The sequence below is a fragment of the Pseudoflavitalea rhizosphaerae genome (assembly GCF_003991355.1).
Classification (GTDB): domain Bacteria; phylum Bacteroidota; class Bacteroidia; order Chitinophagales; family Chitinophagaceae; genus Pseudobacter; species Pseudobacter rhizosphaerae.
On the sequence record NZ_RCSU01000011.1, the window covers coordinates 40,658 to 58,113 of the forward strand.

A 17,456-nucleotide genomic window follows, 5' to 3' on the forward strand; every position below is an offset into this window, starting at 1 on the left:
CTATGGTTGTTTGACGTTTTTTATTACAAATACTTTCGCGGTACCGCTTTCAGCTCTGCAGCAGTCCGCAAACCCGCACTGCATCGGGTTTTTTTATAGCCGGAAACCTGCTAAAACAACCCCCTGCTACATCTTGATTATTGCATGTTTTTACCAAATTTCAGGGCCCTTTTTCTTTCGCACAGGCTGTGTGAATTTCTTTTGGGAACGGGTGCCAAACTTTTGTAAATTGGGGATAGGTCCAGCATCGGTGTGGATAACCCATCAAATCCTGTGGGTATACAGGTGGATTGCGGGTGATGAAATATAGATCGGAAAAAATTTTTTTCGGGACGATGGAGGGGTTTATATTCGCCCTCCTGACTGACGCGGTAACATTGCGATAACCCTGTAGTAACATTTTCGTAACAACAAGGCTGGAAACTAACCCGCAAGTCATTGGTTGGTCACCCCAATTAATGTGACGCCCTTTTTACGCCCTATACCTGGAAAAACTGCCCGAAACGGCTGCTCTAACCAATGTGTTTAACTTATTATTGACCCTCTTGAATGGACTTGACAAACCTTAATAAAGACCGAAAGAACAATCGGCGCAAAGGTTCCCTGGACCTGAGCACGATGGTATATGGCAAAGTACCCCCGCAGGCCAAAGACCTTGAAGAAGCTGTCCTTGGCGCCATTATGCTGGAAAAAAGCGCTTTCGATACCGTTATTGAGATCCTCAAACCTGAGTGCTTTTACCTGGATGCCAACCAGCGTATCTACCGGGCCATGCAAAGCCTCCAGCAAAAGAACCAGCCTATCGATATCCTCACTGTGGTAGAAGAGCTGAAAAGCAAAGTGGAACTGGAAATGGTTGGCGGACCGTATTACGTTACCCGTCTTACCAATGCCGTAGTTTCCTCCGCCAATATTGAAGCGCACTCCCGTATCATCCTCCAGAAATTCATCCAGCGTGAGCTGATCCGCATCAGCGGAGAGATCATCAGCGACAGCTATGAAGACAGTACGGATGTTTTCGATCTCCTGGATGAAGCAGAGAGCAAGCTCTTCGAGATCACCAACAATCACCTTCGTAAGAATTTCGACAGTATCGACTCTGTATTGGTGAAAACCGTGCAGCGTATAGAAGATATGCGTCACCGTACGGAAGATATCACAGGTGTGCCCAGTGGATTTCCTTCACTGGACAAAGTAACCTACGGCTGGCAACCTTCGGACCTGATCATCCTCGCCGCCCGTCCTGCGGTTGGTAAAACCGCTTTCGCGCTTAACCTTGTCCGTAATGCGGCGCTCAGCAGCAAGCAGATCCCTGTCGCCTTCTTCAGCCTTGAGATGAGCTCGGCACAGCTGGTACAACGTATCCTCTCTGCCGAAAGTGAGATCTGGCTCGAAAAGATTTCCCGTGGTAAAATGGAAGAGCATGAAATGAAACAGCTCTATGCCAAGGGTATCCAGAAACTGGCGCAGGCGCCCATTTACATCGACGATACAGCGGCCCTCAACGTATTTGAGCTGCGAGCCAAAGCCCGCCGTCTCAAGAACAAACACAATATCGGTATGATCATCATCGACTACCTCCAGCTCATGAGTGGTGGCGGTGGTAAGAACGTGAACCGTGAACAGGAGATCAGCACCATCTCCCGGAACCTGAAAACTCTGGCGAAGGAGCTCATGATCCCGATCATTGCACTGTCCCAGTTAAGCCGTGCGGTGGAAACCAGAAAGGAAGGAAACAAGATGCCACAGTTGAGTGATCTTCGTGAATCGGGCGCCATCGAGCAGGATGCGGACATGGTAATGTTCATTTATCGTCCTGAGTACTACGATATCACTTCCAATGAAATGGGAGAGAGCAATAAAGGTGAAACGCACGTACGTATCGCGAAGCACCGTAACGGTTCGCTCGAAACAATCAAACTCCGCGCCCAGCTTCATATTCAGAAGTTCGTGGAAATGGAGGAAGACGATTTCGGTGGCCTCGGAGGTGGTGGTGGTAGCTGGAGGCCTGTACCTACTGATGGCGGCGGTGGCGGCGCACAAGGCCAGGATGGCGGCGGAGCCAAACTTTATATCCAGGCCGGTAGTAAAATGAATGATATGCCTTTCGGAGATGATGATGATTCTCCCTTTTAAGTTGCTGCTCCTATGAGTTTGCCAATCTTCTTTTACGCAGAACCTGTAACAGTGAACGAACTGGTGCAATTGCCGGAGGAAACTTCAAAGCATATTGTACAGGTGCTTCGTATGGATAATGGCGAGCATCTTCAACTGGCAGACGGCAAAGGCAATCTCCACCTGGTGATCATCGCTGAAGCACATAAGAAGAAATGTATCGTAAAAGCGTTAAGCACCACCGTTAGTCCGGCTCCCGCAAGAAAGATCAGTATCGCAATTTCCCTCTTGAAGAATGCCAGCCGGTTTGAATGGTTCATGGAGAAAGCAACAGAGATCGGTGTAACCGAGATCATTCCATTGATCTGCGACCGAACAGAAAAACAGCATTTCAAAAAAGAAAGGTTCGATAATATCCTCATCAGCGCGATGCTGCAAAGTCAGCAATCCTGGTTGCCTGTACTGCATCAGCCTGTTCACTATGAACAGCTCTTCCGCCTGGAAGATACAGTGCTGGCGGCACAGAGATTCATTGCGCATTGCGGGGAAACTCAGAAGACATCCCTTGCATCGGCCGTCGACTTCAATCAATCTTCACAGTTTATTCTGATCGGTCCGGAAGGGGATTTCACTCCGCTTGAGATCAAGCTGGCGCTGGACCATAAGTTCACTCCTGTAACGTTGGGGGATACCCGCTTACGCGCTGAAACAGCGGGCGTGGTGGCTGCTACATTACTTTGTATCCAATAATTTCGCAGTTGCCAGTCGCTCGCCTCTGGCGAGTGACTTGTATTTCTTCGCCTCTGGCGAAGGATCGCCGGAGGCGATCAAATAGAAATCACTCGCCAGAGGCGAGCGATTGGCCGCCCTCTAATTAATCAGCCGCCCTCTGATTAATCAGCAACACTCTGATTAATTACCATGCCCCAACAAAAAAGCGGAGCCATAAGCCCCGCTTCTATCCTGAATAATTATCTGATCAATGTTGCCTGCTTGCATTCGTTCCTGCCGGACTGTTCTCTTTCAACTTTGGTTCGCGCAGCTCCACCGGTTTCTTTTTCTTCTCGCGCTTGCGCATCCACATATTGAGTAACTCCACACCAAAGGAAAATGCCATCGCAAAGTAGATATATCCTTTATCGATATGGCTATGGTGTACAGGTTCCAGGCCTTCAAAGAAAAGACTAAAGCCAACCATCAGCAGGAAGGCAAGCGCCAGCATTTTCAGTGTGGGATGCTGATGGATGAAATTGCTGATCTTGTCTGCAAAGAAGAACATGATGATCATCGCGATGATCACTGCAATGATCATCACCGGAACAATGCGCGCAAGGCCCACTGCCGTAATGATACTGTCGAACGAGAACACCATATCGATCACAATGATCTGCGCGATCAATGAACCGAAAGAAGCCGGCTTGTTATTCTTGGGATTGAGCGATTCTTCATCGCCCTCCAGCTTGTGGTGGATCTCTTTCACTGTTTTATATAGCAGGAAAAGACCACCCACAAACATGATACAGTTGCGCAGGTTGAATGCCACATGCGTACCTCTGATATCGAAACCAAACAATTCCGAGTTACCGTTCTTCACCAGCCAACCGATGGCCATCAGTAAAAGGATACGAACTGTGATGCCGGCAAACATCCAGATACGGCGGGCTTTGAGCTGTTGGTCCTTGCTCATCCGTCCCATCAGTATCGACACAAATATCACGTTGTCGATACCAAGCACAACTTCAAGTGTAGTAAGTGTTAATAAACTGATCAGTGCGTCGATCGTAAATAACTGCTCCATGAGCGGATCAAAGTTTTAAGAACTGAAAGTAAATTAGTAGTGGTTGGCTGCTGATTGTTACAGTTGATCTATGCTTTCCATTTGCTGCTGATCTTTTTCACGATAGCGGGACCTTCATAGATGAAGCCGGTCCAGATCTGCACCATCACTGCGCCTGCAGCGGCTTTGGCGGCTGCATCTTCGCCGGTGAAGATACCACCTGATCCAATCACGGGGATCTTTCCGCCCGTCTTCTCACAAATATAGCGTACCACTTCCGTAGAACGAGTCAGCAGGGGCTTTCCACTGAGACCGCCGGCGCCGATGGCTTCCAGGGTGCTGGCGGGTGTTTGCAGGTTATCCCGACTGATAGTGGTATTGGCAGCTACCAGTCCGTCCAGTTGGATCTCAAGCGCAAGGTCTACCACATCATCGATCTGTTCAACGGTCAGGTCCGGGGCAATCTTCAGTAATAACGGTTTGGCCTCAGCGCCGGATGGCGTAAGCTGGTGATTGATGGTCTGCAAATGCGAAAGGATCTTGTGCAAAGAATCTTTTTCCTGCAAAGCACGCAGGCCCGGTGTATTGGGCGAGCTCACGTTCACCACAAAATAATCCACAACATCATAAAGTTCCCTGAAGCAGATCTCGTAATCCTTCCAGGCATCTTCATTGGGCGTTACTTTGTTCTTACCGATATTGCCCCCGATGATCAGGGGAGAAGAAGCATGTTGCTCTTTCCATTTTTTCAATCTTGCAGTAACTACTTTTACGCCATCGTTGTTGAAGCCCATGCGGTTGATCAGTGCCTTGTCTTTCGGTAAACGAAAAAGCCTGGGTTTATCGTTGCCGGCTTGCGGCAGTGGCGTAACGGTGCCGATCTCCACATAGCCGAAGCCCATCACTTCCAGTTCACTGAGGAAGAGCGCGTTCTTGTCGAATCCCGCGGCGAGGCCGATACGGTTGGGGAAATGAAGTCCAAATACAGTGGCAGGGTTTGCAGATGCGGGTTTGAAAGAGGCTGTCAGCATTTTGCGGATGAAGCCGATGCGACACCCAAGTTTGAAGGTGTTCATGGCAAAATAATGCACACTTTCAGCATCGAAAAGGAATAGTAATTTGCGAATTAACTGGTACATATTGGGGTGCGAAGATAATGCAACTTTAATGGACAGCTATTTGGCGGGAAGAAAATGGATCATTAACTTTGATACAGAAGGTTGCATAAACAACTAATGAATCATTTAAACATATTTTATGCAGGAAGCATATATCGTAGCAGGCTATCGTACTGCGGTTGGTAAATCCAAACGGGGGGTATTCCGTTTTTATCGTCCGGATGATCTGGCCACTGAAGTGATCAAATCGCTGGTAGCTTCTGTGCCTGGACTGGAGCCTAAAATGGTGGATGATGTGATTGTGGGCAATGCGGTTCCCGAAGCGGAGCAGGGATTGCAGGTGGGGCGTTTGATTGCCGCCAAAGCATTGGGCATTGAAGTGCCGGGCATGACAGTGAACCGATATTGTGCATCCGGCCTGGAAACCATCGCCATTGCTACGGCCAAGATCCGTACAGGAATGGCCGAGTGTATTGTTGCCGGTGGAACTGAAAGTATGAGCCTGGTGCCTACATCCGGTTGGAAACCTGTTCCTTCTTATGCCATCGCGAAAGATGAACCTGATTATTTTCTGGGTATGGGCCTGACGGCAGAAGCTGTGGCCAAAGAATATGAAGTGAGTCGTGAAGACCAGGATGCTTTCTCTTACCAAAGCCATCAGAAAGCTATCAATGCTATCAGGAATGGTTATTTCAAAAGTGGCATCCTGCCCATCAATGTTGAGCAGGTGTATGTGAACGAAAAAGGAAAGCGCGCTGTAAAAAGCTATGTTGTGGATACCGATGAAGGGCCACGTCCTGATACAAGTATGGAAGCATTAGGTAAATTGAAGCCAGTGTTTGCTGCAAATGGTACCGTAACGGCCGGTAACTCTTCTCAAACCTCCGACGGAGCCGCTTTTGTGGTAGTGATGAGTGAAAGGCTGGTGAACCAGCTGGGATTGAAACCTATTGCGCGACTGGTTGCCTGTGCTTCAGCAGGTGTGCATCCCCGTATCATGGGTATCGGCCCGGTGGAAGCAGTTCCTAAAGTGTTGAAGCAGGCCAATATGAATCTAGGCCAGATAGACCTGGTGGAGTTGAATGAAGCCTTCGCTTCTCAGGCGCTGGCCGTGGTCCGTAAGTTGGGCATCAATCCGGATATCGTGAACATCAATGGAGGCGCAATTGCGCTAGGACATCCTTTGGGATGTACAGGCGCCAAGCTCACTATCCAGATAACGAATGATATGAAACGATTGGGCAAGAAATATGGCATTGTTACTGCCTGTGTTGGCGGCGGACAGGGGATTGCAGGGATTATTGAGAATATCGGTTAAGCGATTGCAATAAATGAGTGTAAGCCTCCGGTGAAGCCGGAGGCTTTTTTTGTGCGGGAAATTTAATCCGGTTGATTGGACAAAAAACAATCTTTTTGATTGCCCCGTTTCTGTGGTTTAAAGAATCCACGTATGCAATTAAGATTTCTGATACAGATTTGGATATGTGTTTTGGAAAAGATGCCGGACCCCTCAAAGGCAGGCCCGCCTTCAACAAAGGCGCCGCGTACCGAATCGAAAACTGGAAAGCCGGGCAGCGCAACAGAAGTAGTATCCGGATTTTGACTCTTAAGATTATCGTGCATAAATTCGATAGCAGCACAATCCAGATAACGTAACAGCTTATCCTTGTGTAGATCACCCTTCGCGTCTTTGTTAACAGGCAAAGGTGTTCCACTCGATAGATAATAGTTTACCATGCCCTTGTGATACTTAGACAATAAATCTATGTACTGGCTTTCCAGGAAATCGCAGCAATAACCTAACTGAAGCACTGCACCTAAAACAGCGGGCTCACGTATAGTGTTGCGGGCTTGTTTGCTCAGTGCCCATTGCCAGGCCCTTTCATAATTATTTTCCCAGAAATATAGCCCATGTCCCAGCCAGTCGAATGGCTGCTTACTGATCTTTACTCTATCGGGGTACATTAATAACTCATCCCGGACTGCAGCTTCACAACCGTGGAAACCGAGCACCAGGTTCGATTTAAAATCATACATATAATCCGCTATTTAGAAGCGGAGTACTGTTCGAGGATTTTATAAGGTTCTGTGTAGTTACCATTCTCGTCAAGGATGCCTGCATTAATCAATCCCTGCAGAGCTTCTTCACGAGTTAATTTCCTCTCGCTCAGACTTACCGCTAAATCCATCATTCGCTGATAGTTTGCAATTTCTTCGTCTGTCCATGTATACATAAGAGAAAATTTAATCACTCTAAATTACAATTTCTTTCGAATATAATTTTTCTCTCACCTCTTCTCACGTCAACATCCCCACGAACTCCTTATTCCTTAAAATCCCTGTCGAAACACGCTTTTCGCACCACTCCGTATTATTACGATTTTCCGTGAATTTTTACTTGTTGCTGAGCTTTTTCTACCATATGGCAACATTTTTGAGCATAAATAACGTTAACTGCTTACCCCAAAAACAACCGTATGGATAGAAGGTCATTCTTCGCCCTGAAACCAAAAACCAATGCTCCTGCCGCTTCGCCATTCGGCGGGCTCCGCCAGATCACAACAGGTCTGAACCCTTATACGGGTCCCTGGACCACCAATGAAGTAGTACACCTGCTCAAAAGGACCATGTTCGGGGCCAAAAAAACTGATGTTGACTATTTCTCCGCCATGACCATGGATGCCGCTGTGGACACACTTTTGAACGTACCAGCCACAGTTCCCCCACCTCCGGTGAAAGGATATACCAATGAAGATATCAACCCTGCCGATCCTGATTGCGCCATCCCCATCGGGTCTACCTGGGTGAACACGCATACCAATGACGGACAGGCGAACTACAACAGGATCATCAGCTGGAAAGCATGGTGGGCCTCCCTCATGATCAACCAGGACAGGAATATTGGTGAAAAGATGACTCTCTTCTGGCATAATCATTTTGCAACCGAGACCGGATTTTACAAAGTGGGTATCTACGCTTATCGTCACTATCTGTTGTTGAGACGTTATGCCACAGGCAATTTCAAGGAATTGGTTCGAGGGGTGACTATCGATCTCGCCATGCTCAATTATCTCAATGGCATGCTTAGCCGAAAAGAGGCGCCTGACGAGAACTATGCCCGTGAATTACAGGAACTCTTTACACTGGGAAAAGAAAACAACCCAAACTATACCGAACCTGATGTGATCACTGCCGCACGTGTGCTCACCGGATGGTGCATCAATGAAGAAACCGATGAAGTTTTCTTCGATATTAATCGCCATGATACAGGCAGCAAAACCTTTTCGTCCTTCTATGGCGGCACTACCATCGCCGGCCGTAGCGACGCCAATGCAGGTGAAGCTGAGCTGGACGATCTCCTCACCATGATCTTCAATAAGAATGTGGAAGTGTCAGAATTCATGGTGCGAAAACTCTACCGTTATTTCGTTTACTATACTATCGATGCCAATACGGAAACCAATGTGATAAAACCATTGGCTCAACTGTTCCGCAACAGCAACTGGGAAGTGAAACCAGTGCTCGAACGCCTTTTCAAAAGTGAACATTTTTTTGATGTGCTTTCACAGGGTTGCCTGATCAAGAGCCCGCTTGATCTAACCATTGGCCTCTGCCGTGAATTCAATGTGCAGTTCCCTTCGGCAACTGACTATGAAGCTTATTACGGCTTGCTGGACTTTGTAAGGTTTCAATCAGCCGAAATGCAGCTGAATCCCGGCGATCCTCCCGGAGTATCAGGGTGGCCGGCCTACTACCAGATCCCGCAATTCCATGAAGCCTGGATCAATTCGGATACATTGCCAAAAAGGAATATTTTCTCAGATGTATTGATTGGCCCCGGCTATATGAGGAATGGTCAGGTACTAAGGATCGATCCCGTGGAGTTCACCAACACATTACCCAATGCAGTGAACCCGGATGTACTGATCAATGATGTGTTGAGCTTAATCTACCGGGTACCCTTATCCGATGCTTCCAAAACCATCATCAAGAATGCCATCCTGCTTACCGGCCAAACCCAGGATTATTACTGGAGCAATGCATGGAATGCCTACAAAGCAGATCCTGCCAATATGGTGAAGCACGAAGTAGTTCACCTCCGGCTTCAGGCATTGTACAAATATTTCATGAACCTGGCTGAATACCAATTAGCTTAACCCAACCGCCTGCCCGGCAGGAACAACCAATTTTCTATGAAACGCAGAGAATTCTTTTCCCAAACTTTGCCGGCAGCCATTACACTGCCCGGTCTTTTCAAAGGTTTTTCTGTTAAAGCATATACAGGCTCTTCGCCTTTGATCCGGTCTTTACTCGCTACCACCGAAACAGATAAGGTACTGGTACTGATCCAGCTCAATGGTGGTAATGATGGATTGAATATGGTGATACCAGTTGAGTTCTATGCAGGTTACCAGAATGCAAGAAAGAATATCGCTATCCCCCAGAATAAAGTTCTTACCCTTAACGGGGTGGTAAAAACAGGTTTGCATCCATCCATGGCCGGCCTGCAAAGCCTTTACAACGAAGGTCAACTGGCCATCGTTCAGGCAGTGGGTTATCCAACTCCCAACTTCTCGCATTTCCGCGCCACGGATATCTGGATGAGCGGCTCTGATTCAGAACAGGTGCTTACTACTGGTTGGACGGGCAGGTATCTCGCCAATGAGTTTCCCAACTATCCTAACGGGTACCCCAATACGCAGATGCCGGACCCGCTGGCCATTCAGATTGGCGCCGTGGCGGCGCTGGCCTTACAAGGGCCCACTATGAACATGGCCATGAATATCAGCGATCCCAATAGCTTTTATGATTTTCTCGAAGACATTCAGGATCCCGTTCCGGATACCCCATGGGGTAAGGAACTGAAATATATCCGCCTTATTGCAGGGCAAACGGAAAGATACTCCACTGTTATCCGCGCAGCAGCAAGGCGTGTTCCGGCACAGGGTAGCTACCCGGGTAATAATGACCTGGCTCAACAATTGAAAATTGTAGCAAGGCTCATAAAAGGTGGATTGAAAACACGGATCTATATGGTGAGCACCGGCGGATTCGATACGCATGGAGGCCAGGTGGAAGAAAAAGATACCACCACAGGAATGCACGCTTCATTGCTTGGCAATCTTTCCAACGCCATCAAAGCATTCATGGATGATTGTAAAGGTCTCGGAGTGGATGATCGCGTGATCGGAATGACCTTCTCCGAGTTTGGAAGACGCATCAAGTCCAATGGCAGTTTTGGAACAGACCATGGAGCCGCCGCACCTGTTTTCGTATTCGGCAAGAATGTCCGCCCAGGCATCGTAGGCAATAATCCCAATATTCCAACCAGCACTTCGGTGAACGACAATGTACCTTTCCAATATGATTTCAGAAGCATTTACGCTTCCCTGCTCAGTCAATGGTTCTGTGTGAAAGAAACAGACCTGCAAACCATCATGCTGAAAAATTTCCAGAACATTCCGCTTGCTTACAACAATGCCTGCACCACCACCGGCCTTGACGATGTGATCCGGAATTCCGGCGATCAACTTATCATTAATTATCCTAATCCGTTCACCGATACTACCAGCATTACCTTCAAAACCAAAGGCGGTCATACGATGGTACAGGTGATGGACAGTCTCGGCCGCGTTGCCAAAATTCTCACAGATAAGGTCTATACCCCCGGCGCCTACACGCTTTCATTCGAAAGCAGGGGCCTGCCTGCAGGTGTTTATTATGCACGTTTTCAGAATGGCACAATACAGCAGGTAAGGTCGATGCTTAAAGTGAGATAGATATTTAAAACATATTAATACGAATAATCTTTAAGCCCTTTTCAGGGCTTTTTACTTTCATATGGTAAATAGTTTTAAATTGCCCCATATTGATTACATCCTATGGTGAAAGTTTTTATCACTGATGACCACGAATTATATCTTGAAGGTCTGACCCTGCTACTCGGAAAACAAGAAGGAATACAGGTTGTTGGTACGGCCATGAACGGAGGCCATTTGCTGAAACAATTGCCTGAGCTGGAAATTGACGTGCTGCTGCTCGACGTACACCTGCCTGATATCGAGGAAGAGGATCTCCTCAAGCAGATCCGCGCCATCAAGCCCGGTTTGAAAGTGCTTTACCTCACGCTGATGAGAGGCACCCGTTACATCCATAAGTTGGTGAAATACGATATCCAGGGCTATCTCCTGAAGAATGCCAGCATGGAAGAACTGAAGAAAGCTCTCAAAGCCATCTCCACCGGAGAGAAATACTTCAGCAAAGAGATCAATATCCTGGATACGGAACAGGACTTCCGTAATACCATTACCATCGAAGACAAGAAGGTAGAGGAAATTCTTTCCCGCCGCGAAATCGAGATACTGACCCTTATATGCAAGGAATTCAGCAACTCCGAAATTGCAGAAAAATTATTCCTGAGCGTTAGCACCGTGGAAACCCACCGGAAGAACCTCATCGCTAAATTAGGCGTGAACAATACGGTTGGACTGGTAAAATTTGCACTTAAGAACCGGCTGATCGACTGATATGCATTTTCGTTTTATGGAATTTTAATTGCTGGCAACCGCAAAACGGTATCAGATTCCTTATCTTTCCTGTAAGCAACCCAATTATCATTTGAGATCCTGGCTCCTCATCACTCTCCTTATTGGCAGTATGCCTGGCTTTACACAGGTGGATACTTCCCGCCTGAAAAGCATCTATGACCGTTGTCTCGATTTCTCGGAAGACAAGAAAGATTCTATCCGCTATTACGCTGCTTTCATTGAAGAGGAAGCGCATAAACTGCATTTCAATAAAGGGAAAGTGCTCAGCAGCCGCCTCAAAGGGATCTATGAAGAAATGATGAGCAATTACGAATCCGCCATCCATTTCTACCTGGAATCGCTTGATGCTGCCCGTAAACTCAGTTCCATTGAATATGAGATCTCCGCCCTCAGCGATCTCGCGATACTTTATTCGAATATTAAAGAGCCCCAACAGGCTAAATCCTTTTATCAGCAGGCTGCCAGGCTCTCCGCTTTCAAAGGTGATACATATAATGTAGTAAGTACCTACAATAACCTGGCCGTGATCTTTATGCAGTTGAAGCAATTCGACAGTGCCAGGATCCTGCTCAACGAAGCCATGCGCATCGGGAAACCATATGAACATGCAGTAGACATAACCAGTACCTACAATAACCTGGGCAGTCTCAACTTCAAGGAGAAAAAATATGATGAAGCGTTGCCCTACTTTCGCAGCAATCTCTACACGCACACGCTCAATAATAATGCAGGAGATCTCTGGATCGATCTGCTCAACCTGGCCGATCTCTTTACTGAAAAACGTCAGTTCGATTCAGCAACTTATTATGCAGAAAGGACCATGGAACTGGCGCGCAAACTCGGGTCCAAAAGCAAAGAAGCAGATAGCCATGCCATGCTGGCCAAGCTTTCCGAGTATAAAGAGGATTATTACAGCGCCTACGATCACCTCAAAAGCTGGTACGAACTGGACACAGCTATCGTAAACGGTGATACCCATCAAACCATTGCTGAACTTCAGGAAAGGTTCAATGCCAAAGAAAGAGAAGCCGCCAACAAAATCCTGAAAGAACAGGTGGAAAAAGAAATGCTGAAAGCGAGGGGCATCACCCTGCTGGCTGTGGCATTTGGGATTATCGGTGCCCTTACAGCCATCGCATTTATCATCAAACGAAATGCGAACAGGCGCCTGCAGGCCACCAACCAGTTGATCCTGCAGCAAAACGATAAACTGGCCGAGCTCAACTTCGAAAAGAATTCACTGATCAGCATCGTTTCTCATGATCTCAATACGCCTTTTGCTACAATCCAGGTCTGGGGTAATCTGATGATGCATGAATCGGAACGCTTATCAGCTGAGCAACAGCGGGCCCTCAGCAAGATCATACAGGCCAGCAATTATGGTGAAGGACTGATCAGCCGCATTCTCGACGTGGAGAAAAAAGATATCGGCAATCACAAACTGCGCATCGAGAATTTCGATCTCACCATTCTCACGGAAGATGTGATCGATAATTTCAAAGTGATGGCGGATAAGAAAGAGATCCGTCTGCATGCTGAACTTCCTGAAAAAGAATTGTACATCCTCAGCGATAAACACCTGGTGAGCCGCATCTGCGAAAACCTCCTTTCTAATGCCATCAAATACACACCCCGCGGCAAAAATGTATGGGTGAGCGTGAATGAAGAACAGGATGCCATCAGTATCAAAGTACGAGATGAAGGAGTAGGGATCGAAAAGGAAGAAATGCCTCATCTCTTCTCCAAATACAGCATGATCTCTTCCCGGCCCACAGACGGCGAAAACTCCAATGGCCTTGGCCTAAGCATTGTTAAACGTATCGTTGAAGAGATCAATGGTAAGATCAGCTGCGAAAGCGAGCCCGGCAAAGGTTCACTTTTCACCGTGATTCTCAGAAAGTAATCCATAGCTTCAATAATTTTTGATCCGCTAAAAGCAAATGCTCTATATTTGCAACATGGTGGCAATTTTTTCGAGGGACAGGAAACAATGGTTCGGTCGCAGCATCAGCACGCTGCTCCTGCTTTTGTTTGCGCTCAGCATCACTCCCAAGAAACTCCTGCACGACCTGATAGTTCATCACGAGGATGATATCAATTATCATATAGCAAATTCACCAGGATTTGTAAAAAGCGGCTTTCATTGTGATACTGACCACAACGTAGCGGAATCTCCCTTTGCAAGCGGAGATCCTTTAACTATCTCAGGGCCGCCTGTTGAATTCGTCAGCTTCAATGATGCCGTTAACAGTTCCCTTCATTCCATAACTGTCTTCTATTTCAGTCTTCGGGGGCCGCCTGCCATCGGTTGATCCACTAACCCGCATGTATAATCGATTTTGACATGATCTGTTAACCCGGATCTGTATTTAATTATTTACCGATAGCATTTCTATAAAATCTGAACGAAGATGAAATTTGTTCTGTCGATCATTGTATTCATTGCCGGCATAGCCGCCCAACCTCTCATTGCACAAAACCTGGATAATATACCCGCAGCCTTTCCTGTAAAAGACAGGGCCAGTCTCACAGGTAAAATCACCGATATCGTTACAGGCGAAGCACTGGCAGGCGCCTCTGTTTATCTGCCGGACCTCCGCACAGGAGCCACCACCAACGCACAGGGCATTTACAGTTTCAGGAATATTCCCGGCGGCAAACACCTGGTGGAAATAAGCTTCACCGGTTATGCGCCGCTGATCGAATCCATCGACCTGAATGCCGTAACCCAGAAAGATTTCACCCTCACGCGTTCCTATGTGGAGAATGAAGCCGTTACTGTTACCGGCGTATCTGCCGCTACTTCCGTGAAGCGCACACCCGTGCCCGTTAATATCGTGAAGAAAGATGAACTCTTCCGTGCAGCATCCACTAACCTGATCGATGCATTGAGCCGTACACCCGGCGTATCTCAGGTGTCAACAGGGCCGGCCGTTTCCAAGCCTATCATCCGGGGCCTCGGATACAACAGGGTAGTGATCGTGAATGATGGGATCCGTCAGGAAGGACAACAATGGGGCGATGAGCATGGCATCGAGATCGACGAATACAATGTGAGTAAAGCAGAGATACTCAAAGGACCAGCTTCTCTCATGTATGGCAGCGATGCCCTGGCAGGTGTGGTGAATATCATTTCCATCGTCCCTGTAGCAGAAGGTACCATCAAGGGAAACCTGTTCAGCAACTATCAAAGCAATAACCGCCTGCGCGGCTTCCATGCTGATCTTGGCGGTAACCAGAATGGATTTATCTGGGGCGCCTATGGCTCATATAAAGCAGCAGCAGATTACAAGAACAAATACGATGGTTACGTGTTCAATTCCAAATTCAACGAAAAAGCCTTTGGCGGTTATCTCGGACTGAACAGGCAATGGGGATACGCGCATGTATATGCGAGCATGTTCGATCAGCATGTAGGATTGGTGGAAGGCGAGCGCAACGCAGCAACCGGCCGCTTTATCAAGCCTGTTGACCTCGATGGTGCAGTGGAGGAAGAAGAAGCAACACATGATGATTTCACTTCCACAGACCCTTTCATTCCCCGTCAGCGCATCAGGCATTTCAAAGTGGCTGCCGATAACAGTTTCAGGCTGGGGGATGATCGACTCACTTTCACCCTGGGCTTCCAGCGCAACCAGCGTGAAGAGTTCGGAAATGTACTCGATCCCAAAGAACAGGAATTGTATTTCGATCTCAAGACCATCAATTACAACCTGCAATATCATTTCGCTGAAAAGAACCACTGGAAAACATCCATCGGAGTGAATGGCATGCAGCAGAACAACCAGAATAAAGGAGAAGAAGCGCTCATTCCTGAGTACGATCTTTTTGACGCCGGCGCCTTCGTTTATATCCAAAAACAGATCAACAAACTTACAATTAGCGGGGGCCTGCGCTATGATCACCGTTCCCTGAATTCAAAAGAAATGGAAGAAGATGGGGGTATCAAATTCGAGCAGTTCAAAAGGAAATTCGATAACGTTTCAGGCAGCCTCGGCCTCAGTTATCGGGCAACAAAGGAACTTACCCTGAAATTCAATGTGGCCCGTGGTTTCCGCGCACCCAGCATTCCTGAGCTGGCCAGCAATGGCGCACACGAAGGAACTAACAGGTATGAGTATGGGCAGCGCAACCTGAAATCTGAAACCAGCTTCCAGGTAGACGGTGGCCTTGAATTGGCCACACCACATGTAAGCCTGGCCGCTAACCTCTTCTACAATGCTGTACAGAATTTCATTTATTCGCGAAAGCTCCAGGCCATTGGTGGCGGAGATTCACTCATCATCGCCGACGGAGATGAGCTTTTCGCCTTCCAGTATGATCAGCACAATGCAACATTATATGGCGCAGAAATGAATATCGATATTCATCCGCATCCGCTGGACTGGCTGCACCTGGAAAATACCTTCTCCTATGTGCGCGGTACCCTCAGCGAAAGCCAGGACGGTAGCAACAACCTGCCCTTTATTCCTGCAGCGAGGCTGATCAATGAAGTGAAAGTGGACCTCTTTCCCAAATCCAAAACTTTCAGTCAACTGTATGTGAAAGCGGAACTCGACAATACCTTCGCGCAGAATGAGCCCTTCACTGGTTACAATACCGAAACCAAAACTTCCGGCTACACTTTGTTGAATGCCGGCTTTGGCGGCAATGTGGTGAGTAAGAATAAAGTGTTGTTCAGTTTGTTCTTTTCTGCCAATAATATTGGGGATATTGCCTGGCAGAGCCACCTGAGCAGGTTGAAGTATGCTCCCGAAAATGAAGTCACCGGCAGGATGGGCGTTTTTGGGATGGGAAGGAACTTCAGTGTGAAGCTGAACATTCCGCTGAACTTCACCACCCATTGATGTAACCGGCTACCCCCGCGGGTTAGACAAAATAAAAGCTGAAAATTTTCGTTGATAAATGGGTACTTACTAACCCATCTTCATAGGATTGATAAAGCTCTGCTAATCTGCGGGGCTTTATTTTTGGGTATATTTATGTTGTAAATCAACCGCATGGAATTGTCTATCACCACGCCTGCACTGCTTTTCCCGGCTATCTCACTGCTGATGCTGGCCTATACCAACCGTTTCCTGGCGCTTGCAAGCCTGATCCGTAACCTCCGGGAGCAGTATCGTAAAGACCCGGCTGAGAAACATATCGTACAACAGATCCGCAATCTACGTGTAAGGATCAGGTTGATCCGATCGATGCAACTGTTCGGCGTGCTTAGTTTTCTTTTCTGCGTAGCTTGTATGTACTGCATCTTCAGGCATTGGGAGGAAGCCAGTTACATGATCTTTGCAATCAGCATCGCTGCTTTTATGGTGAGCCTGGTGTTATCTCTTATCGAAATATTCCTTTCCACTAAAGCGCTTGAAGTAGCGCTCAGTGATATAGAAGAAGTGACCCGCACCAATTTTCTGGTGGAGATCCTGCGTGGTAAAGAAGAAAAAGATAAATAAGGGATCAGAGCTCGTTCACCGGCTCTTCGGTCTCGTAATTGGGATTGTATTTCACAAAGAAATAGAGATAGATAACACGGCTCAATCGCATCAGCCAGGGCTGCAAAAAGACCAGTAAAAAGATATTGATCCCCAGCCACCAGAAGAAGCGCGTATCATGGGCAGACATGCCAATCAATACGATCCAGGCTACGAAGGTAGCTACAGAAAGAGCCACAGACAAAGCATAACTCACATAGCCTGTTCCATACCAGAAGCCCACTTCAATTTCATACCGCTGTGCACAAACCGGACAGGTTTCCGGCATATCGAAAACCTTCTTCAGGTTCCAGGGATTTTTATTATTGAACATATTGCCGCGTCGGCAACGTGGGCATTTCATAGTGAGGATGCTCCAAAAAAAATTTGGCCTGGATACTTGATTGCTCATAATCCGGCAAAGATAATC

Annotated in this window: 15 protein-coding genes; 10 read left to right on the forward strand and 5 right to left on the reverse strand. The window is 47.4% G+C overall.

Translation table 11 applies throughout. From position 1 onward, the window contains the following. The first annotated feature begins 549 nt into the window (after positions 1-549). Both dnaB and D9Y29_RS18455 read left to right on the forward strand, forming a co-directional pair. Positions 550-2,136, forward strand: a complete 1,587-nt coding sequence (gene dnaB / locus D9Y29_RS18450; RefSeq protein ID WP_127130954.1) for a replicative DNA helicase — start codon at positions 550-552, stop codon at positions 2,134-2,136. 12 nt (positions 2,137-2,148) lie between these two features. Beyond that, the gene (locus tag D9Y29_RS18455) at positions 2,149-2,865 is read left to right on the forward strand and encodes an RsmE family RNA methyltransferase (protein ID WP_127130956.1); all 717 of its coding nucleotides are present in this window, start codon (positions 2,149-2,151) and stop codon (positions 2,863-2,865) included. 229 nt (positions 2,866-3,094) lie between these two features. On the opposite strand, the gene D9Y29_RS18460 is transcribed toward D9Y29_RS18455, so the two are convergent. Both D9Y29_RS18460 and D9Y29_RS18465 read right to left on the reverse strand, forming a co-directional pair. Further along, positions 3,095-3,913 carry a TerC family protein gene (locus D9Y29_RS18460; RefSeq protein WP_127130958.1) on the reverse strand — a complete coding sequence of 273 codons (819 nt, stop codon included), beginning with the start codon at positions 3,911-3,913 and terminating at the stop codon, positions 3,095-3,097. Between the two features lie 68 nt (positions 3,914-3,981). Next, entirely contained in the window at positions 3,982-5,031 is a 1,050-nt protein-coding gene (locus D9Y29_RS18465) for a quinone-dependent dihydroorotate dehydrogenase (RefSeq protein WP_127130960.1), read from the reverse strand. A 118-nt stretch (positions 5,032-5,149) separates the two neighbouring features. Between D9Y29_RS18465 and D9Y29_RS18470 the strand changes: the two genes are divergently transcribed. Then, complete coding sequence (locus tag D9Y29_RS18470; RefSeq protein WP_127130962.1) at positions 5,150-6,328, forward strand: acetyl-CoA C-acyltransferase; 1,179 nt, start codon at positions 5,150-5,152, stop codon at positions 6,326-6,328. Positions 6,329-6,390: 62 nt separating this feature from the next. Here D9Y29_RS18470 and D9Y29_RS18475 read toward each other — a convergent pair whose 3' ends face one another. Together D9Y29_RS18475 and D9Y29_RS18480 are read right to left on the reverse strand one after the other, a co-directional pair. Then, complete coding sequence (locus tag D9Y29_RS18475; protein WP_127130964.1) at positions 6,391-7,047, reverse strand: hypothetical protein; 657 nt, start codon at positions 7,045-7,047, stop codon at positions 6,391-6,393. 8 nt (positions 7,048-7,055) lie between these two features. Continuing rightward, positions 7,056-7,244, reverse strand: coding sequence for a hypothetical protein (locus tag D9Y29_RS18480; RefSeq protein WP_127130966.1), 189 nt, complete (start codon positions 7,242-7,244; stop codon positions 7,056-7,058). A gap of 243 nt (positions 7,245-7,487) precedes the next feature. On the opposite strand from D9Y29_RS18480, the gene D9Y29_RS18485 reads away from it, so the two are divergent. The 7 genes from D9Y29_RS18485 to D9Y29_RS18515 all read left to right on the forward strand — a co-directional run bounded on the left by D9Y29_RS18485 (position 7,488) and on the right by D9Y29_RS18515 (position 17,008). Continuing rightward, positions 7,488-9,167: a DUF1800 domain-containing protein gene (locus tag D9Y29_RS18485; RefSeq protein WP_127130968.1), complete on the forward strand. Its 1,680-nt coding sequence runs from the start codon at positions 7,488-7,490 to the stop codon at positions 9,165-9,167. A 36-nt stretch (positions 9,168-9,203) separates the two neighbouring features. After that, on the forward strand, positions 9,204-10,790 hold the full coding sequence (locus D9Y29_RS18490) for a DUF1501 domain-containing protein (protein ID WP_127130969.1): 1,587 nt from the start codon (positions 9,204-9,206) through the stop codon (positions 10,788-10,790). Between the two features lie 102 nt (positions 10,791-10,892). After that, positions 10,893-11,537: a response regulator gene (locus D9Y29_RS26710; protein WP_127130971.1), complete on the forward strand. Its 645-nt coding sequence runs from the start codon at positions 10,893-10,895 to the stop codon at positions 11,535-11,537. A gap of 91 nt (positions 11,538-11,628) precedes the next feature. Further along, entirely contained in the window at positions 11,629-13,461 is a 1,833-nt protein-coding gene (locus D9Y29_RS18500) for a tetratricopeptide repeat-containing sensor histidine kinase (RefSeq protein WP_127130973.1), read from the forward strand. A 55-nt stretch (positions 13,462-13,516) separates the two neighbouring features. Further along, positions 13,517-13,870, forward strand: a complete 354-nt coding sequence (locus D9Y29_RS18505; RefSeq protein WP_127130974.1) for a hypothetical protein — start codon at positions 13,517-13,519, stop codon at positions 13,868-13,870. A 99-nt stretch (positions 13,871-13,969) separates the two neighbouring features. After that, a complete protein-coding gene (locus D9Y29_RS18510) occupies positions 13,970-16,405 on the forward strand; it encodes a TonB-dependent receptor (RefSeq protein WP_127130976.1) in 2,436 nt (811 codons plus the stop codon). 153 nt (positions 16,406-16,558) lie between these two features. Next, entirely contained in the window at positions 16,559-17,008 is a 450-nt protein-coding gene (locus D9Y29_RS18515) for a DUF2721 domain-containing protein (protein ID WP_127130978.1), read from the forward strand. Positions 17,009-17,012: 4 nt separating this feature from the next. Here D9Y29_RS18515 and D9Y29_RS18520 read toward each other — a convergent pair whose 3' ends face one another. Continuing rightward, positions 17,013-17,360, reverse strand: coding sequence for a DUF983 domain-containing protein (locus tag D9Y29_RS18520; RefSeq protein ID WP_241237979.1), 348 nt, complete (start codon positions 17,358-17,360; stop codon positions 17,013-17,015). Positions 17,361-17,456: the final 96 nt, after the last annotated feature.

Excerpts from the sequence above, each read along its gene's own strand:
- D9Y29_RS18455 (WP_127130956.1), top strand. The coding sequence starts at position 2,149 with ATGAGTTTGCCAATCTTCTTTTACGCAGAACCTGTAACAGTGAACGAA.
- D9Y29_RS18485 (WP_127130968.1), top strand. The coding sequence starts at position 7,488 with ATGGATAGAAGGTCATTCTTCGCCCTGAAACCAAAAACCAATGCTCCT.
- D9Y29_RS18475 (WP_127130964.1), bottom strand. The coding sequence starts at position 7,047 with ATGTATGATTTTAAATCGAACCTGGTGCTCGGTTTCCACGGTTGTGAA.
- D9Y29_RS18470 (WP_127130962.1), top strand. The coding sequence starts at position 5,150 with ATGCAGGAAGCATATATCGTAGCAGGCTATCGTACTGCGGTTGGTAAA.
- D9Y29_RS26710 (WP_127130971.1), top strand. The coding sequence starts at position 10,893 with ATGGTGAAAGTTTTTATCACTGATGACCACGAATTATATCTTGAAGGT.
- D9Y29_RS18510 (WP_127130976.1), top strand. The coding sequence starts at position 13,970 with ATGAAATTTGTTCTGTCGATCATTGTATTCATTGCCGGCATAGCCGCC.
- D9Y29_RS18515 (WP_127130978.1), top strand. The coding sequence starts at position 16,559 with ATGGAATTGTCTATCACCACGCCTGCACTGCTTTTCCCGGCTATCTCA.
- dnaB (WP_127130954.1), top strand. The coding sequence starts at position 550 with ATGGACTTGACAAACCTTAATAAAGACCGAAAGAACAATCGGCGCAAA.
- D9Y29_RS18465 (WP_127130960.1), bottom strand. The coding sequence starts at position 5,031 with ATGTACCAGTTAATTCGCAAATTACTATTCCTTTTCGATGCTGAAAGT.
- D9Y29_RS18480 (WP_127130966.1), bottom strand. The coding sequence starts at position 7,244 with ATGTATACATGGACAGACGAAGAAATTGCAAACTATCAGCGAATGATG.
- D9Y29_RS18505 (WP_127130974.1), top strand. The coding sequence starts at position 13,517 with ATGGTGGCAATTTTTTCGAGGGACAGGAAACAATGGTTCGGTCGCAGC.
- D9Y29_RS18520 (WP_241237979.1), bottom strand. The coding sequence starts at position 17,360 with ATGTTCAATAATAAAAATCCCTGGAACCTGAAGAAGGTTTTCGATATG.
- D9Y29_RS18490 (WP_127130969.1), top strand. The coding sequence starts at position 9,204 with ATGAAACGCAGAGAATTCTTTTCCCAAACTTTGCCGGCAGCCATTACA.
- D9Y29_RS18460 (WP_127130958.1), bottom strand. The coding sequence starts at position 3,913 with ATGGAGCAGTTATTTACGATCGACGCACTGATCAGTTTATTAACACTT.